Annotated in this window: 14 protein-coding genes; 7 read left to right on the forward strand and 7 right to left on the reverse strand. The window is 64.7% G+C overall.

Annotated elements, in window-relative coordinates:
* Positions 1-16 precede the first annotated feature (16 nt).
* The 3 genes from guaB to ABD719_RS11850 are packed head-to-tail and all read left to right on the forward strand — an operon-like array spanning position 17 to position 3,183.
* Complete coding sequence (guaB, locus tag ABD719_RS11840) at positions 17-1,480, forward strand: IMP dehydrogenase (RefSeq protein ID WP_344693583.1); 1,464 nt, start codon at positions 17-19, stop codon at positions 1,478-1,480.
* The gene (locus ABD719_RS11845; protein WP_344693584.1) at positions 1,477-2,649 is read left to right on the forward strand and encodes an RsmB/NOP family class I SAM-dependent RNA methyltransferase; all 1,173 of its coding nucleotides are present in this window, start codon (positions 1,477-1,479) and stop codon (positions 2,647-2,649) included. The genes guaB and ABD719_RS11845 overlap by 4 nt, the downstream gene beginning before the upstream one ends.
* Before the next feature lie 33 nt (positions 2,650-2,682).
* Complete coding sequence (locus ABD719_RS11850; protein WP_344693585.1) at positions 2,683-3,183, forward strand: tetratricopeptide repeat protein; 501 nt, start codon at positions 2,683-2,685, stop codon at positions 3,181-3,183.
* 2 nt (positions 3,184-3,185) lie between these two features.
* Here ABD719_RS11850 and rsmA read toward each other — a convergent pair whose 3' ends face one another.
* The 4 genes from rsmA to ABD719_RS11870 form a co-directional block, all read right to left on the reverse strand.
* Entirely contained in the window at positions 3,186-4,031 is an 846-nt protein-coding gene (gene rsmA, locus ABD719_RS11855) for a 16S rRNA (adenine(1518)-N(6)/adenine(1519)-N(6))-dimethyltransferase RsmA (protein ID WP_344693586.1), read from the reverse strand.
* Positions 4,028-5,017 (reverse strand): 4-hydroxythreonine-4-phosphate dehydrogenase PdxA, encoded by a 990-nt coding sequence (gene pdxA, locus ABD719_RS11860; RefSeq protein WP_344693587.1) that lies wholly within the window; start codon positions 5,015-5,017, stop codon positions 4,028-4,030. Before pdxA ends, rsmA begins: the two co-directional genes overlap by 4 nt.
* A gap of 16 nt (positions 5,018-5,033) precedes the next feature.
* The gene (locus ABD719_RS11865) at positions 5,034-6,374 is read right to left on the reverse strand and encodes a peptidylprolyl isomerase (RefSeq protein WP_344693588.1); all 1,341 of its coding nucleotides are present in this window, start codon (positions 6,372-6,374) and stop codon (positions 5,034-5,036) included.
* 95 nt (positions 6,375-6,469) lie between these two features.
* The gene (locus ABD719_RS11870) at positions 6,470-8,725 is read right to left on the reverse strand and encodes an LPS-assembly protein LptD (protein WP_344693589.1); all 2,256 of its coding nucleotides are present in this window, start codon (positions 8,723-8,725) and stop codon (positions 6,470-6,472) included.
* Between the two features lie 125 nt (positions 8,726-8,850).
* On the opposite strand from ABD719_RS11870, the gene ABD719_RS11875 reads away from it, so the two are divergent.
* Genes ABD719_RS11875 through ABD719_RS11890 form a run of 4 tightly spaced genes read left to right on the forward strand, consistent with a single transcriptional unit; the run spans position 8,851 to position 11,856 of the window.
* The gene (locus ABD719_RS11875; protein WP_344693590.1) at positions 8,851-10,326 is read left to right on the forward strand and encodes a leucyl aminopeptidase; all 1,476 of its coding nucleotides are present in this window, start codon (positions 8,851-8,853) and stop codon (positions 10,324-10,326) included.
* A gap of 54 nt (positions 10,327-10,380) precedes the next feature.
* Positions 10,381-10,869, forward strand: a complete 489-nt coding sequence (locus ABD719_RS11880; protein WP_344693591.1) for a DNA polymerase III subunit chi — start codon at positions 10,381-10,383, stop codon at positions 10,867-10,869.
* A gap of 46 nt (positions 10,870-10,915) precedes the next feature.
* Positions 10,916-11,338, forward strand: coding sequence for a nucleoside-diphosphate kinase (gene ndk, locus ABD719_RS11885; RefSeq protein ID WP_344693807.1), 423 nt, complete (start codon positions 10,916-10,918; stop codon positions 11,336-11,338).
* 41 nt (positions 11,339-11,379) lie between these two features.
* Positions 11,380-11,856: a GNAT family N-acetyltransferase gene (locus ABD719_RS11890; RefSeq protein WP_344693592.1), complete on the forward strand. Its 477-nt coding sequence runs from the start codon at positions 11,380-11,382 to the stop codon at positions 11,854-11,856.
* 7 nt (positions 11,857-11,863) lie between these two features.
* Here the strand turns inward: ABD719_RS11890 and ABD719_RS11895 are convergent, their stop codons facing one another.
* The 3 genes from ABD719_RS11895 to purM are packed head-to-tail and all read right to left on the reverse strand — an operon-like array spanning position 11,864 to position 14,371.
* The gene (locus ABD719_RS11895) at positions 11,864-12,460 is read right to left on the reverse strand and encodes a hypothetical protein (protein ID WP_344693593.1); all 597 of its coding nucleotides are present in this window, start codon (positions 12,458-12,460) and stop codon (positions 11,864-11,866) included.
* Complete coding sequence (purN, locus tag ABD719_RS11900) at positions 12,457-13,287, reverse strand: phosphoribosylglycinamide formyltransferase (protein WP_344693594.1); 831 nt, start codon at positions 13,285-13,287, stop codon at positions 12,457-12,459. Before purN ends, ABD719_RS11895 begins: the two co-directional genes overlap by 4 nt.
* Positions 13,277-14,371, reverse strand: coding sequence for a phosphoribosylformylglycinamidine cyclo-ligase (gene purM, locus ABD719_RS11905; RefSeq protein WP_344693595.1), 1,095 nt, complete (start codon positions 14,369-14,371; stop codon positions 13,277-13,279). Before purM ends, purN begins: the two co-directional genes overlap by 11 nt.
* Positions 14,372-14,409 lie beyond the last annotated feature (38 nt).

Raw genomic sequence — 14,409 nt, forward strand, 5'->3', positions numbered from 1 at the left:
GGATTCGGCACACCCCATGAATATCCGCCTCGGCCTGACCTTCGACGACGTCCTGCTCGTCCCCGCGGCCTCGTCGGTATTGCCCAGCCAGGCCGATACCCGAACCCAGGTGACCAAGGGTATCGCACTCAACATCCCCGTGCTGTCCGCCGCGATGGACACCGTGACCGAAGCGGACATGGCGATCGTGATGGCGCAGCTGGGCGGTATCGGCGTGCTTCATCGCAACCTGACCGTGGCCGAACAGGTTGCTGCGGTACGACAGGTAAAGCGCTTCGAAAGCGGGATGGTCGTCAACCCGATCACCATCGCCCCCACCGCGACGCTGGCGGCGGCGCAGGGGCTGATGGCCCAGCACCGGATCAGCGGCATTCCGGTGGTTGAGGCGGACGGGCGGCTCGTCGGCATCCTCACCAACCGCGACGTGCGCTTTGCCGGTAACCCGAGACAGCCGGTCAGCGAATTGATGACGCATGAGAACCTCGCCACCGTCTCGACCGATGTAGGTCAGGAGGAAGCGCGCCGTCTGCTTCATCAGCGGCGCATCGAAAAGCTGTTGGTAGTGGACGAAGCCTATCGTTGCGTCGGCCTTATCACTGTCAAGGATATAGAGAAGGCGGCGATCCATCCCGACGCAACCAAAGACGGCACCGGTCGTCTGCGCGTCGCTGCGGCAACCACGGTCGGCGACAAGGGGTTCGCGCGGACGGAAGCGCTGGTCGATGCGGAGGTCGACCTGATCATCATCGACACTGCGCACGGCCATAATGCGGAAGTCGCCGCCGCGGTCGCCCGGGTCAAGAAGCTGTCCGGCTCGGTACAGGTGATCGCCGGCAACGTCGCCACCGGTGCCGCGACACAGGCGCTGATCGATGCCGGGGCGGACGGGGTGAAGGTCGGTATCGGTCCCGGCTCCATCTGCACGACGCGCATCGTTGCGGGCGTGGGCGTGCCGCAGTTGACGGCGGTAATGGATTGCGCGGAAGCCGGCGCAAAGGCGGGTGTTCCGGTGATCGCCGATGGCGGCCTGCGCACCTCCGGCGATCTCGCCAAGGCATTGGCGGCGGGTGCATCCGCTTGCATGGTGGGATCGCTGCTTGCGGGAACCGAGGAAGCGCCAGGCGAGACGTTCCTGTATCAGGGGCGCGCCTATAAATCCTATCGTGGCATGGGATCGGTGGGTGCGATGGGCCGGGGTTCGGCGGATCGCTATTTTCAGGGTGACATCAAGGACCAGATGAAGCTGGTGCCCGAGGGGATCGAAGGGCAGGTCGCCTTCAAGGGACCTGCGCGCGACGTGATCCATCAACTCGTCGGCGGCGTGAAGGCCGCAATGGGCTATACCGGCGCGGCGACGATCCGCGATCTCCAGCGAAAGGCGCAGTTCGTGCAGATTACCGGTGCCGGCCTCAAGGAAAGCCACGTCCATGACGTGACGATCACGCGCGAGGCCCCCAACTATCCGACGCGCGGCGGATGACACCCGGCGCCCGGGTCGAGGCGGCGATCGAACTGCTCGACGGCATCGTCAACGCCGCCCGTGAGGGTGGTGCGGCAGCCGATACGCTGATCGCCCGCTATTTCGGGACCCGTCGCTATGCCGGATCGAAGGATCGGCGTGCAGTGCGGGAGCTTGTCTATGCCGCGATCCGACTGGCAGGTGAACCACCGGCCAGCGGCCGCGCGGCGATGTTGGCGCTGGCCGACCGCGATCCGGCGGTCGCAGCGGGCTTCGACGGATCGCCGCACGGTCCCGTGCCCATCGGCCAGCACGAAGCCCGGGCGGAGGCTGGCATCGCGCCGGCATGGCTGGTCGAGGCGCTGACGGCCTCGGGTGTTCCGGTGGCGGCGCTCCCGGCTTTGGTCGAACGCGCACCGCTCGACGTTCGGGTCAACTCGTTAAAGCCGGCACCTGACCTGCCCGAAGCGACACCATTGCCGGCCGCCCCCAATGGCTGGCGGTTGCCCAGCGGTACCAACATCGAGACGCTGCCTGCATGGCGCGATGGCGCGATAGAAGTGCAGGACGAGGGCAGTCAGGTTGTCGGTCTTGCGCTACCGGCCGCGCCGGGTGACGTGATCGTCGATCTATGCGCGGGTGCGGGCGGCAAGACTTTGGCGCTGGCGGCACGGATGGACAACCGCGGTACGCTGCTCGCCTGCGACACCGATCGTGCGCGACTATCGCGTCTGCGTCCTCGTGCGGAGCGGGCGGGTGCGACGATCATCGAGACGAAACTGCTCGATCCCGGCCGTGAGGCCGTGGCGCTGGCCGACTGGGTGGCGCGGGCGGACGGCGTGCTGGTCGATGCGCCTTGCTCGGGCACCGGCACCTGGCGTCGCAATCCGGAAGCGCGCTGGCGGCTCGATCCGACGCGGCTGGACCGGCTGGTCGAAACGCAGGCGTACGTTTTGGCTCTGGGGGCATCACTGGTGCGGCCGGGCGGGAAACTCGTCTACATCGTCTGTTCGTTGCTGGATGCGGAAGGCCGCGATCAGGTCAATCGTTTTCTGGCGGATCGTCCCGGCTGGGCGATCGACGTGCTGACGCTGCCCGCCGGGCAGGTGCATGGCGGTGGCATCAGGCTTGATCCGGCCAGTGCCGGTACCGACGGCTTTTTCGTCGCGCGGCTGATCGCCCCATGCTAACCGACTGACGTTGTGCCCCGTCTGGAGACGATCATGCGTTTTTCGTCCGTCGCCATCGCTGCCGCGCTGGCGACCGTCAGCATTACAACCGCGTTGCAGGGGCAGCGGCCCGACGACCAGATCGATCCACGGTCCCTGCAGTGGCTGGCACAGGGCAAGGCACAGCGGTCGGCGGGCAACCTCGACGGCGCGACCGATACGCTGGAGACGGCGATCGCACTTGATCCGCGCAATCGCGCCGCGTTCATCGTGATGGCCGAAGTGGCAAGCCAGCGAGGCCTGCCGGGCAAGGCAATCCGCCTGTATCGTGAGGCGCTGCTGCTGGAGCCAGCGGATCGAATCGCGCTAAAGGGGCAGGGTGAGGCACTGGTCGCAAAGGGCGCGGTAGTGCGCGCGAAAGAGAATCTTGCGCGGCTGAAGACGCTTTGCCGGGGCAATTGTCCGGAAGCAACCAGTCTGGCGGCGACGATCGCCAAGGGGCCGCCGGTCACCACCGCGCAGGTGGCACCACAGGTCACGGCGGCGAAGCAATAGGCTTATCGGGCTTCTGATCCATGACCGGATCGATCCATCGTCCGCGCCAATGCGACGAACTCGTCGATCGTGACGGTTTCCGCCCGGCGGGTCTGTTCGATTCCCAGCATTTCCATCGCATCCCCCGCGCCGGCCACACCCTTCAGGCTTTGCCGCAGCATCTTACGCCGCTGGCCGAAGGCGGCGGCGGTCAGCCGTTCCAGTACCGGCAGGCGAACCCCGACAGGAGGGTCGGTAGGTACAAAATGCACGACCGCCGACATCACTTTGGGTGGCGGCGTGAAGGCAGAGCGGTGAACCGGCATCGCGATACGGGCGGCACTGCGCCACTGTGAAAGGATAGCGAGGCGTCCGTAGGCATCGTCGTTCGCGGTTGCGACGATTCGGTCGGCGACTTCGCGCTGAAACATCAGGGTCAGCGATCGCCACCATGGCTGCCAGTCTGCCGACAGCCAGCCGATCAACAGCGCGGTGCCGACGTTATAGGGAAGGTTCGACACGATATGCGGCCGGCCTTCGAACAGGGCGGGGGCATCGATCGCCAGCGCGTCGCCCTCGATGACGCGCAGTCTGCCGGGATAGGCGTCGCCCAGTTCCGCAAGTGCTGGGATGCACCGATGATCGCGCTCGATCGCGGTGACCCGTGCGCCCGCTGCCAGCAGCGCACGGGTAAGGCCACCGGGGCCGGGGCCGACCTCCAGCACCTCGGCATCGGTCAGATCGCCAGGAACGGCGGCGATGCGCGCCAGCAATTGACCGTCAAACAGAAAATTCTGCCCGAGTGCTTTCGATGCGTTCAAGCCATAGCGGGCGATGACCTCGCGCAGCGGCGGCAGGTCGATGCTCATGACATGGAACGGCGTGCTGCGGCCTCTGCCGCCATCACGATCGCCGCAATCATTGCGCCGGGCTCAGCCATATTTCGTCCCGCGATACCGAATGCAGTGCCATGATCGGGTGAGGTGCGCACGATCGGCAAACCCATGGTCATGTTGACGCCATCGTCGAAGAACAGCGTCTTGATCGGTACCAGCGCCTGATCATGATAGGGGCACAGCGCGACATCGTATCTCGCTCGTGCGCGTGGATGGAACAGCGTGTCGGCCGCATGCGGGCCTGTTACCGACAGTCCCTCGGCCAACAGTTGGGCGATGGCCGGTTCGATCACGTCGATTTCTTCACGACCGAGCGCGCCGTTCTCACCTGCATGGGGGTTGAGTCCGGCGATCGCGAGGCGCGGCTGATCGATCCCGAAGTTGCGTTGCAAACCGCGTGCGGTGGCGCGCGCTTTCGCCACAATCAGATCAATCGTCAGCAACGTTGGCACCGCCGCCAGCGGCACATGCGTCGTTATCGGCACCACGCGCAGATCGGGGCCGGCCAACAGCATCACCGCATTTTCATAGGCGATGCCACACCGCTCGGCGACGAATTCGGTCTGCCCCGGATGAGTGAAGCCGACTGCGTAGAGTTGTGACTTCGATACCGGCCCGGTGACTAGCGCGCTTGCCGCACCCGTGCGGACAAGGCCGACCGCCAGTTCCAGCGAACGCAGGGCGCATCGGCCACCTTCCAGATCGGGCGATCCCGGTACGATGTCGCCGGCATCCTCCACGGTCAGTACCGGCAGCGCATCGCCGAACACCGCCGCGGCGGCGCGCGGATCGGATATTTCCGCTATCGGCCCTTGCCACACCCTCGCTACCGAGCGGGCGTCACCCACCGCGAAGAAGGGAGGGAGCCTGCGGGCATGCCGCGCATCCCATGCTTTGGCCGTCACCTCTGGCCCAATACCGGCGGGATCGCCCAAGGATACTGCAATCGGCAGCGTCATGACGGCCGCCCTCCCGTCAGCGATATTCGACCACGGCGTCGCGACGCAGATCGCGCAGCTTCTGTTGTGCGCGCAGGTTTACCCGCTGCTGCTGCAACTGGTTCTCGACCTGATCCGACGACGGAAGCTGGCCGGTCTTGGGATCGTCGCGTCCACACAACACCAGCGCACGCACCCCTTGCTCGGCCGATCCGAAGGGCGGGGACGACTGGCCGATTTGAAGCTGAAGCATGATGTCAGCCAGTTGTGGGGGCAGATCGCGAACGCGAACGGTATCGTTGTCGACGACTTCCGCGTTGACCGATGCAGCGATCTTTTCGACCGTGCCGCAACCCTGGATTTCCTTGATCGCCTTGCCGAACGCCGCCGCACGAGCGGACGCCTCGGCCTGCGTGATTTTGGGCGGGAAGGGCAGGGTAAGCTGTTTCAGACTAAGTCGCGCATCGCGTGGGTCGGCAGTCAGCACCTGCCGTTTGTCGGTCAGGTAGATGATTGAATAGCCGCCCGGTATCTCGATCGGCCCCGCGACCTGTCCGACCTGCATCTGCTGCGCTGCCGCGGCTAGTTCTGCCGGAAGCTGCGCCGCGCGGACCCAGCCCAGATCGCCTTCGACCCCGCGGGTCGACGCTTCCGAATATTGCCGCGCGAAATAACCGAAGGGTTGCTGGCCTTTCTGAATTTCGGCGATCAACTGCTTGGCGGTAGCGAATACCTGTGCCTTCGTCGCGTCGTTGGCGGACAGATAAATCTCTCGAAGGTTGAACTCCTCGGTGCCCTTCGACGCCTCCAGCCGGTCGAGAATTGCCTTCACCTCGGCATCGCCGATGTTGACGAAGGGCTCGACCTTGCGGCGCAGATAACGCTGCCATGCCAGCTCGCCTTCGATCTGGCGACGCAGCGACCGATCAGACGATCCCGACTCGCGCAGATAGACCGCCATCTGCGCGGGGGTGCGGTTAAAGTTGCGTGCTACGCCGTTGTAGCTCTGCTTCAGTTCGTCCGCAGTGATTATGATATCGGCGCTTTTCGCCTCCTGAATCTGCAATGTCTCGTCGATCAACTGACGGAGAACCTGAAGTTTCAGGCGATCGAGTTCGGCGGGCGGCAGCTGAGCTACCTGCGGATTCGCGGCACGGATCAATCCAACACGCTGATCGACGTCGGTGCCGGTGATGACCGTTTCATTGACGATCGCGGTTGGCTTGCGGACATCGGGATCAAACTTGCCGAAAATCTGCGCATCGGCCGGAATATCCAGATTTTCTGCGGAGTTGGGTGCAGTGACCGCAGGCTGCTGCGCCACGGCGGCGGTTGCCACCGCGACCAGCGCCGCCATTCCCAGCAATCGGCCCGTCATGGCCCGTCGACGATCATGCTTCACGTAAAACCCGATCCCACTCAGCCGTACCGGCATAAACCGACGCGCCTATCCGCATCATGCTGAACCGTCGCTTAGCGGCCGAGGTTGGTGAATGCCAGCGTCAGAAGGAAGTTGTTCCCCTTTCGCGCGTCGCCGATCTGCCGATAGTCCCGCCGCCAGGAGACGCCGAGGCGCAGGCAGTCGTCCTCATATTCCACCCCCAGCCGATGGCGGATCGGATCGAACCCATCGGCGAGCGACAATGGGTCCTCGTCCCGATTGGTCAGATCGACGATCGCGGATCCGAACACGGACCAGAAGCGGGCGAACTGCAGCCGGCCGGCGACGCGTGCCTCCTCCCGGTCGCGCAGATCCTCGACCGTGGTGATGTCCCGGTTCAGTTTCAGGTAGCCGATCAGCGCATAGGTGCTGCGCGATCCCAATGTCGCATCCACCTCGTTGCGGCGGACCGCGAAGCCATCCTTGTCGAGACGGTAGCGGTGGATGACCGACACAAGGTCGCGAAACCGCAATTCCGTGCGCCCGACATAATCGGACCAGCGATCGGACAGGCCAGTGCCATCCGGCAGGATCGATTCCCGCTGGGTGAGACGATAGCTCTGCCCCACCACCGCATCGAGCGAGAAGCCCGGCAGGTCCACCGCCCACTGCGCGCCATAGGTCGCGCGGGTGGAATCCTCGAACCGGTCGTATCCGGGAAAGCGGTTGAGCGCGAAGAGGTTGGCGTCATCCAGATCGACCGCGCGCGAATCCTCGTTGGGAATTGAGAAATTCCTGATCCGTGGTGCGGCAACGACCTGGAACCGTGGTGTCAGCCGCTGCGTCCCTCCGGCGAACCGACCGATGAACGGCCATCGGATATCGACGGCAACCGCGCCGATCGCGCGCCCTTGGAAACCGGCATCGCCGCGGTAGCTGGCGACCGTGGTCGCCAACGTGTCCCGTGCATTATAAGCATCTCCCCGTGCGAACGCGGTGAAGGTCACTTCCTGGCCCCAGGTGGTCAGCCGACGCAGGTCCCAGCGCAAACTGGCAAATGCCCGCTGGGTATCCTGTCCCGACTGGCGGGTGAGCGCGAGCGTGTTGACCTGAAGATCGAACCGGCCGCCGATCAGTCCGTCCGAAAAGCGGTTACGCCAGTCGATTTCCGGCAGCGCGATCGGCTGCATACCCTGCGCATCGTTAACCCGGAGCGTTTGCACCGCCCAACCAGTCAGCGCGAAGTAGCTGTTGGTGCCGATGCGTTGCAGGCTGGCGGTGTTGCGCAGCCGATCGTCGCGCGAAATGCCGTAGCGGCGCAGGAAGGTCCGGTCGGTGGTCAGGCGCAGCGAGGCGCTGGCACTCCATTCGGGCGTGAACTGATAGCGCAGCGTGCCATCGATGTAGCCCCGCAACGCGCGCTGGGTGTCGCCCAGATCAGTCGTGTTCAGATCGTCGCTGCGTCGGCTTTCGGTCAGGTAGCCGCGCAGGCGGAAGGCGCCGGTCTCGCTCAGTTGTTCGTAGGCTACGTCCGCCATCGGCAACACGCCCGAATAGATGTGCGGGGTCAGCGTCAGCCCACGGTTCGGCGCGAGACGGATATAATAGGGGAGCGCCAGCTCCAGCCCGTTGACCCGGCTGTACTGCGCATTGGGGCTCAACAGTCCGCTGTCGCTGCCTCCGCCCACCGGGTGGGAAAATCGGGGAAGGGGCAGCGTCGGCAGACCGAACAGGTTGATGCGCGCACCGTCGTAGAACACCCGCTGCCGGTCCGGGCGATAGGTGACGCGGATCGCCGTGATCTTCCAACTCGGTTCCTTGGGGCATCCCGCCGCCGTTTCGACCGCACACGGGCTATAGGCGGCGCGGTCCAGCCGGACGGTGCCGTTCTCCTCCCGCGTGCCGCGCACCGCAGCCAGCCGTCCGCCCTGTTCCAGTACGACCAGCATATTGTCGACCACGCCGTCCTTCAGCGAATCGGTCAGTTCTATCTGATCGCCATATGCGATGTCGCCTTGCGGGTTGGCGACGGCGATGTCGCCGGTCGCCACCACCTTGCCGGTCTTGCGATTCCACACGACCTTGTTCGCACGCAGTCGCTCACCCTGCCGTACCATCCGCACATCGCCGGTCGCGGTCACGATATCGGCCTCGTAATCATATTCCAGCGCCGCCGCGCTGAACCGGACCTGATCGTCCGACGATGGTGCGTCATCGGCTTCCGCCGGGGCAGGCGGCGGCACGGGGCGGTCGCCCAGATCCTGCGCCAGCGCGGGCGCGGCAAGGACGATGGCAAGAGCGCAGCCGAAGGGCAGGCCGATACGCGACACGTGGTGATGACCCTTCATGGTCCGCGCCCGCCCCGATACGGCCGCTCGAAGTCGCGCCTATCGCATCGTGCGACGCGGCCCGCAACGCCGTGCTTGTCGTTCGCGTCCGGCGCCCTAGATGGATCGGGCAAATAGAGGACGCCATGCAGATCAATTTCATCCCCGCTGTTTCCCGCGACGCCGCGCTCGTCGTCATGCCCGTGGCCAAGGACGGGCTGGCACGCACGATCTGGACCTCGGTGGGCGAAGGTAGTGCCCCGATTGCGACGGCAGCGGCATCCGCTGCCCGTTTTTCAGGAGAAGCGGGAACGAGCGCAGAGCTGTTTGTACCGGGCGAAACCGTGCGACGCGTGCTGTTGGTCGGGATCGGCGCCGGTGCGGAGGGTGACTGGACCAAGGCGGGCGGTGCGCTGGTCGCCAGGCTGCTCACATCGGGCGCGATCGAAGCAACGGTTGATCTTGGTGCCTTGGCCTCCACGCCGACAGCAGTAGCGATTGCGCGCTTTGCCGCCGCCGCGACCCAGCGAGCATGGCGTCATGACATCTACCGTACCAAGCTGCCTGATACCGCCCGACCAACCCTCAAGACTGTCGCGATTGCCGGCGCCCCGTCAGGGATCGACGCGGCATGGGCGCCGCAGGAAGCGGTCAGCAAGGGACTGGCACTGACCCGGACGCTGGTTGCGGAGCCGGCGAACATCATCTATCCCGAAAGCTTCGTCGAGCGAGTGCGGGCTGAAACGGAAGGCCTGGGCCTCGAGATCACCGTACTGGACGAGGCGGCTATGGGTGAGTTGGGGATGGGATCGCTGCTGGCGGTCAGCCTTGGCTCCGTGCGCGAGGCACGCGTACTTGCCCTGCGCTGGCAGGGGGCGGGTGAGGGTGATCCCGCGCTGGCGCTGATCGGCAAGGGCGTGACCTTCGATACCGGCGGCATCTCGATCAAGCCGGCTGCCGGCATGGAAGACATGAAGTGGGACATGGGCGGTGCCGGCGCGGTGGTTGGCGCAATGAAAGCGATCGCCGGCCGTAAGGCGAAGGCGAACGTCGTCGGCGTCTGCGGGCTGGTCGAGAACATGCCCGATGGCGCGGCGACCCGGCCTGGTGATGTCGTTACCTCCATGTCCGGGCAGACCATCGAGGTGCTGAATACCGATGCCGAGGGGCGGCTGGTACTGGCCGACGTCATCACCTGGACACAGAAGACGTTCCGGCCGAAGACGATCGTCGATCTTGCAACCCTGACCGGGGCGATGATCGTCAGCCTGGGCAACGAATATGGCGGCCTGTTCGCCAATGACGATGCACTGGCGGACCAGTTGCTCGCCGCGGGGCTCGCGGAGGGTGACAAGCTGTGGCGTTTCCCGCTGTCCGACACCTATGACAAGATGATCGACTCGCCGATCGCCGACATGAAGAATGTCGGTCCGCGCGGTGCGGGGTCGATCACCGCTGCGCAGTTCATCAAGCGCTTCGTCGATGAGGGAGTGAAATGGGCGCATCTCGATATCGCGGGCATGGTGTGGTCGGACAAGACCAGCGCGACGTGGGACAAGGGCGCTACCGGTTACGGCGTGAAGTTGCTTGATCGGTTCGTCGCCGACAATTTCGAAGGGTGAACGGCTTGGCTTAGTCGGGGTGACGGTCGCGATCCCAGCGGCTACACCTCGGTCATGCAGGTCGACTTCTATCACCTCTCCCTGACCCCGCTCGATCGCGCGCTGCCGCAGATCGCCGAAAAGGTGGTGGCATCCGGCGCGCGATTGCTGATCGTGGCGGCGCAGGACGAGCAGAGGCGGCATCTCGACCGGCTGTTGTGGAGTTATGCGCCCGACAGTTTCCTTCCACATGGCCAGGCGGGCGCCGGAGATGACGAGCGCCAGCCGATCCTGATCACTGCCGATGTGGCGGCGGCGAACGGTGCTCGTCATATCGCGCTGGTCGATGGCGTATGGCGCGACGAGGCTTTGGCCTTCGATCGCGCTTTCCACTTTTTCGACGACGACAACATCCGCGAGGCACGGCTGGCATGGAAGGCACTGGCCGACCGCAACGGGGTCGAGCGACGCTACTGGAAGCAGAACGATGCGGGTCGCTGGGAACAAGCGGCCTCACGGCGGCGGTTCCCCGCCGGCGTTGCAAGATCGGTCCCGCCCGACTAGGGCGACGCGCATCCCATCCCGTTCAATTCAGGAGCCCGTGACCATCATGGCCGCGAACCGTACCTTTTCGATTATCAAGCCCGACGCCACCCGCCGCAACCTGACCGGTGCGGTCACCAAGATGCTGGAGGAAGCCGGCCTGCGCGTCGTCGCTTCCAAGCGCATCCAGATGACCAAGGAGCAGGCCGAGGGGTTCTATGGCGTTCACCGCGAGCGTCCCTTCTTCAACGACCTCGTTTCCTTCATGATCTCCGGACCGGTCGTCGTGCAGGTGCTGGAAGGCGAAGACGCCGTGAAGCGCAATCGCGACATCATGGGCGCAACCAACCCGGCCAATGCGGAGCCGGGCACGATCCGCAAGGAACTGGCCGAATCGATCGAGGCTAACTCGGTTCATGGCTCGGATTCGGACGAGAACGCAGCGATCGAGATCGCCTATTTCTTCAAGCCTGAAGAACTCGTCGGCTGATGCGCTGGTCCTTGCGACGGGCGACCGCGGTGGATGCGCCGATGGTATCGCTCGTCGCGGGGGCGAGTTTTCTTGAAACCTTTGCCGGCGTGCTGGCGGCGACGGATATCGTTGCACATCTGGCCGCCAAAAGTTCACCTGCCGATTTCGTCCGTTGGAGTGATGATCCCTACAGCGTCGTGATGCTGGCGGAGCATCCCGATGGTGCGGCCCCGGTCGGCTACACGGTGCTGACTACGCCCGCCGAGGTCGGCGAGACCATATCCGGGGATATTGAACTTCGTCGCATCTATACGCTGGACCTGAGCCGCGGCACCGGTCTTGGCACCATGTTGATGGCGCAGGCGATCAGCGATGCACGAGCGTTGGGTGCAAACCGGATGTTGCTGGGTGTTTTCGCTGGCAACAAGCGCGCGTGCACTTTTTACGAACGTCAGGGCTTCACCGTGTCGGAAGCCCGCCGGTTCAAGGTCGGCGCGACGTGGCATGACGATCTGGTCTACGCCAGATCGCTCTGATCCCCGGCTATTTCACTGGCGGCTTCGGTTTGTCCCTCGCCCACAGGGCATCGATTCGCCGCTGGCTGCCGCCAGCTTCCCGCAATCGGAAATCAATCAGTGTCACCCGGCGGCCTCGCAGCAACTGGCCTTCGGTCTTCCACACGATGTCGTAGATCGCGTGGCGGGCGATCGGCTTGTCGTCGGCCATAAACGAATAATCGACCAGCACCGGCAACCGCCCGGTCACGTCGTCCTCACCGCCATCGGTCTGCTCGCGCAAGGGGCGTTCGAACCAGTCGGCTTCGATCGTATGACCTACCGCATCCTGCGGCGCAACGCCCAGTGCGGTGGGAAAGCTGATGCGAACATCACCGAGTGGATGAGCCTCGTCGCGGGTCAGCAGGATCGAGCTATGCCCTGACGCCGGCACGCCGCGCAGTTCGAATCGCGTACGATCCCGGGCGGCGGCGGTGCGTTCCTCGATCTTGGTACTGGCGCTGTCACGGCGCTCCTGCCAGCTGTTGTACAGCGTCAGCCCCGCGATAACGACGCCGGCCACCGCCAGCACCTCGGCCAACGTGACCCAGCGCCGCCTGGTCTGCTGGTCCGACGTCTCCTTCATCGTCCGCCCGCTTCCAGCAGATCCGCGGGTGCCGTCAGTTCCCAGCTGCGGGCGATGCGGTCTTCCACCGCAGCCCAGTCGATATCGCCGGTGAGATCAATCGATACCCATTTTGTCGAACCGGCTGCATCATCCTCGATGCTGCGCACCAACATAGTTGCATCGCCATCGAATTTGACGAACGCCTCACTCGCTACCGTGAAGACGGACTTACCGATCAGTTCTTCGGTTTCGGGCAGCGTCAGCGCCACGTCACGCACATGGTCAAAGGGGGTCATGACGAACTCCGATAGGATTCGAGGGTACAGGGCATGTTCAGCGGCTAATACGCGGGCGGCAAGTTTGTCAGCGTCATCGTTCGGCAGGATCGGTACGCGCGACTGACCGAGCACCTTGCCTCCGTCCAGTTCCTCGGTGACGACATGGACCGAGCAACCCGCCTCCGCATCGCCCGCCTCGATCGCACGGGCGTGGGTGTCGAGTCCCTTGTAGAGCGGCAACAACGAGGGATGGATGTTGACGATCCGCCCCCGCCAGCGCGCGACGAAGTCGTCCGACAGCAGCCGCATATAACCGGCCAGTGCGATCGTACCGATCCCAGCCTCGTGCAATGCCGCGTCGAGACGGGCTTCATAGGCAGCCTTGCCGATTCCCTTCGGGCTCAGCGACCATGTCGCCAGCCCATGCGCAGCGGCCCAGACCAGTCCTGCCGCCTCCGGCTTGTCCGAGGCGACCAGCGCGACACGGTAGCCACTGGCCTGTTTCACCAACGAGATCATGTTCGATCCCCGGCCGGAGATCAGGATCGCGACCGCTTCATTGCTCATGCGTGGCGGTCCAACCCTGCCGGGCGCTCCATGTTTCCACCGAGCCGGTGACGGTGCAGCCGCGCGTGCCACGCTCGATCCGGCCGATCGTCGCGACCGTCTCGCCTGCCGACGCCAGCGCGGTGGCTACTGTGTCCGCTTCCTCCGCTGCGACGATCACCGCCATGCCGATGCCACAGTTGAAGGTACGTGCCATCTCCTCCGGGTCGATTGCACCTTGCGCCTGCAGGAACGCCATCAGCCTCGGCTGTTCCCAGGCATCGGCATCGACCATCGCATGGACATGATCGGGCAAAACGCGCGGGATGTTCTCCAGCAGTCCACCGCCAGTGATATGTGCCAGCCCCTTGATCCGACCTTCACGCAGCAGCGGCAACAGGCTGGCCACATAGATTCGGGTCGGTGCCATGAGATGGTCGATCAGCAACCGATCCTGATCGAACAGTGCCGGCCGATCGAGCTTCCACCCACGATCCACCGCGAGTCGACGTACCAGCGAAAAACCGTTGGAATGTACCCCGGACGATTCAAGGCCGAGAATCACGTCGCCCTGATCGATCGTCCTGCCGGTCAGCAGCCGTTCCCGCTCCACCGCACCCACGCAGAAGCCAGCGAGATCATAGTCCCCCGGTGCATACATGCCCGGCATCTCCGCCGTCTCGCCGCCGATCAGCGCGCAACCCGCCTGTCGACAACCCTCCGCGATCGAGGCGATCACACGTTCGGCAATTCCTGCCTCCAGCTTGCCGCTGGCATAATAATCAAGGAAGAACAACGGCTCGGCGCCCTGCACGATCAGGTCGTTGACACACATGGCAACCAGATCGATGCCGACGCCCTCGTGCCGGTCCCACTCGATCGCCAGTTTGAGCTTGGTGCCGACACCGTCATTGGCCGCGACCAGCAAGGGATCGACGAAGCCGGCCGCCTTCAGGTCGAACAGTCCGCCAAAGCCGCCCAGATCGGCATCCGCACCGGGCCGCCGCGTCGCACGGGCCAGTGGGGCGATGGCGCGGACCAGCGCGTTACCCGCGGCGATCGAGACGCCGGCATCGGCATAGGTATAGGGTTGCGTATCGGTCATTCCCGAGCGCCTAGCCACATCGCGCTTGGATTTCCACG

This window comes from Sphingomonas cynarae (assembly GCF_039537815.1).
Classification (GTDB): domain Bacteria; phylum Pseudomonadota; class Alphaproteobacteria; order Sphingomonadales; family Sphingomonadaceae; genus Sphingomonas; species Sphingomonas cynarae.

What these genes read in the sequence shown, in the direction of transcription:
- ABD719_RS11865 (WP_344693588.1), bottom strand. Translation starts at nt 6,374, where the DNA reads ATGACGGGCCGATTGCTGGGAATGGCGGCGCTGGTCGCGGTGGCAACC.
- pdxA (WP_344693587.1), bottom strand. Translation starts at nt 5,017, where the DNA reads ATGACGCTGCCGATTGCAGTATCCTTGGGCGATCCCGCCGGTATTGGG.
- ABD719_RS11880 (WP_344693591.1), top strand. Translation starts at nt 10,381, where the DNA reads ATGCAGGTCGACTTCTATCACCTCTCCCTGACCCCGCTCGATCGCGCG.
- ABD719_RS11895 (WP_344693593.1), bottom strand. Translation starts at nt 12,460, where the DNA reads ATGAAGGAGACGTCGGACCAGCAGACCAGGCGGCGCTGGGTCACGTTG.
- purN (WP_344693594.1), bottom strand. Translation starts at nt 13,287, where the DNA reads ATGAGCAATGAAGCGGTCGCGATCCTGATCTCCGGCCGGGGATCGAAC.
- ABD719_RS11850 (WP_344693585.1), top strand. Translation starts at nt 2,683, where the DNA reads ATGCGTTTTTCGTCCGTCGCCATCGCTGCCGCGCTGGCGACCGTCAGC.
- guaB (WP_344693583.1), top strand. Translation starts at nt 17, where the DNA reads ATGAATATCCGCCTCGGCCTGACCTTCGACGACGTCCTGCTCGTCCCC.
- ABD719_RS11890 (WP_344693592.1), top strand. Translation starts at nt 11,380, where the DNA reads ATGGTATCGCTCGTCGCGGGGGCGAGTTTTCTTGAAACCTTTGCCGGC.
- ABD719_RS11875 (WP_344693590.1), top strand. Translation starts at nt 8,851, where the DNA reads ATGCAGATCAATTTCATCCCCGCTGTTTCCCGCGACGCCGCGCTCGTC.
- rsmA (WP_344693586.1), bottom strand. Translation starts at nt 4,031, where the DNA reads ATGAGCATCGACCTGCCGCCGCTGCGCGAGGTCATCGCCCGCTATGGC.
- purM (WP_344693595.1), bottom strand. Translation starts at nt 14,371, where the DNA reads ATGACCGATACGCAACCCTATACCTATGCCGATGCCGGCGTCTCGATC.
- ABD719_RS11845 (WP_344693584.1), top strand. Translation starts at nt 1,477, where the DNA reads ATGACACCCGGCGCCCGGGTCGAGGCGGCGATCGAACTGCTCGACGGC.
- ABD719_RS11870 (WP_344693589.1), bottom strand. Translation starts at nt 8,725, where the DNA reads ATGAAGGGTCATCACCACGTGTCGCGTATCGGCCTGCCCTTCGGCTGC.
- ndk (WP_344693807.1), top strand. Translation starts at nt 10,916, where the DNA reads ATGGCCGCGAACCGTACCTTTTCGATTATCAAGCCCGACGCCACCCGC.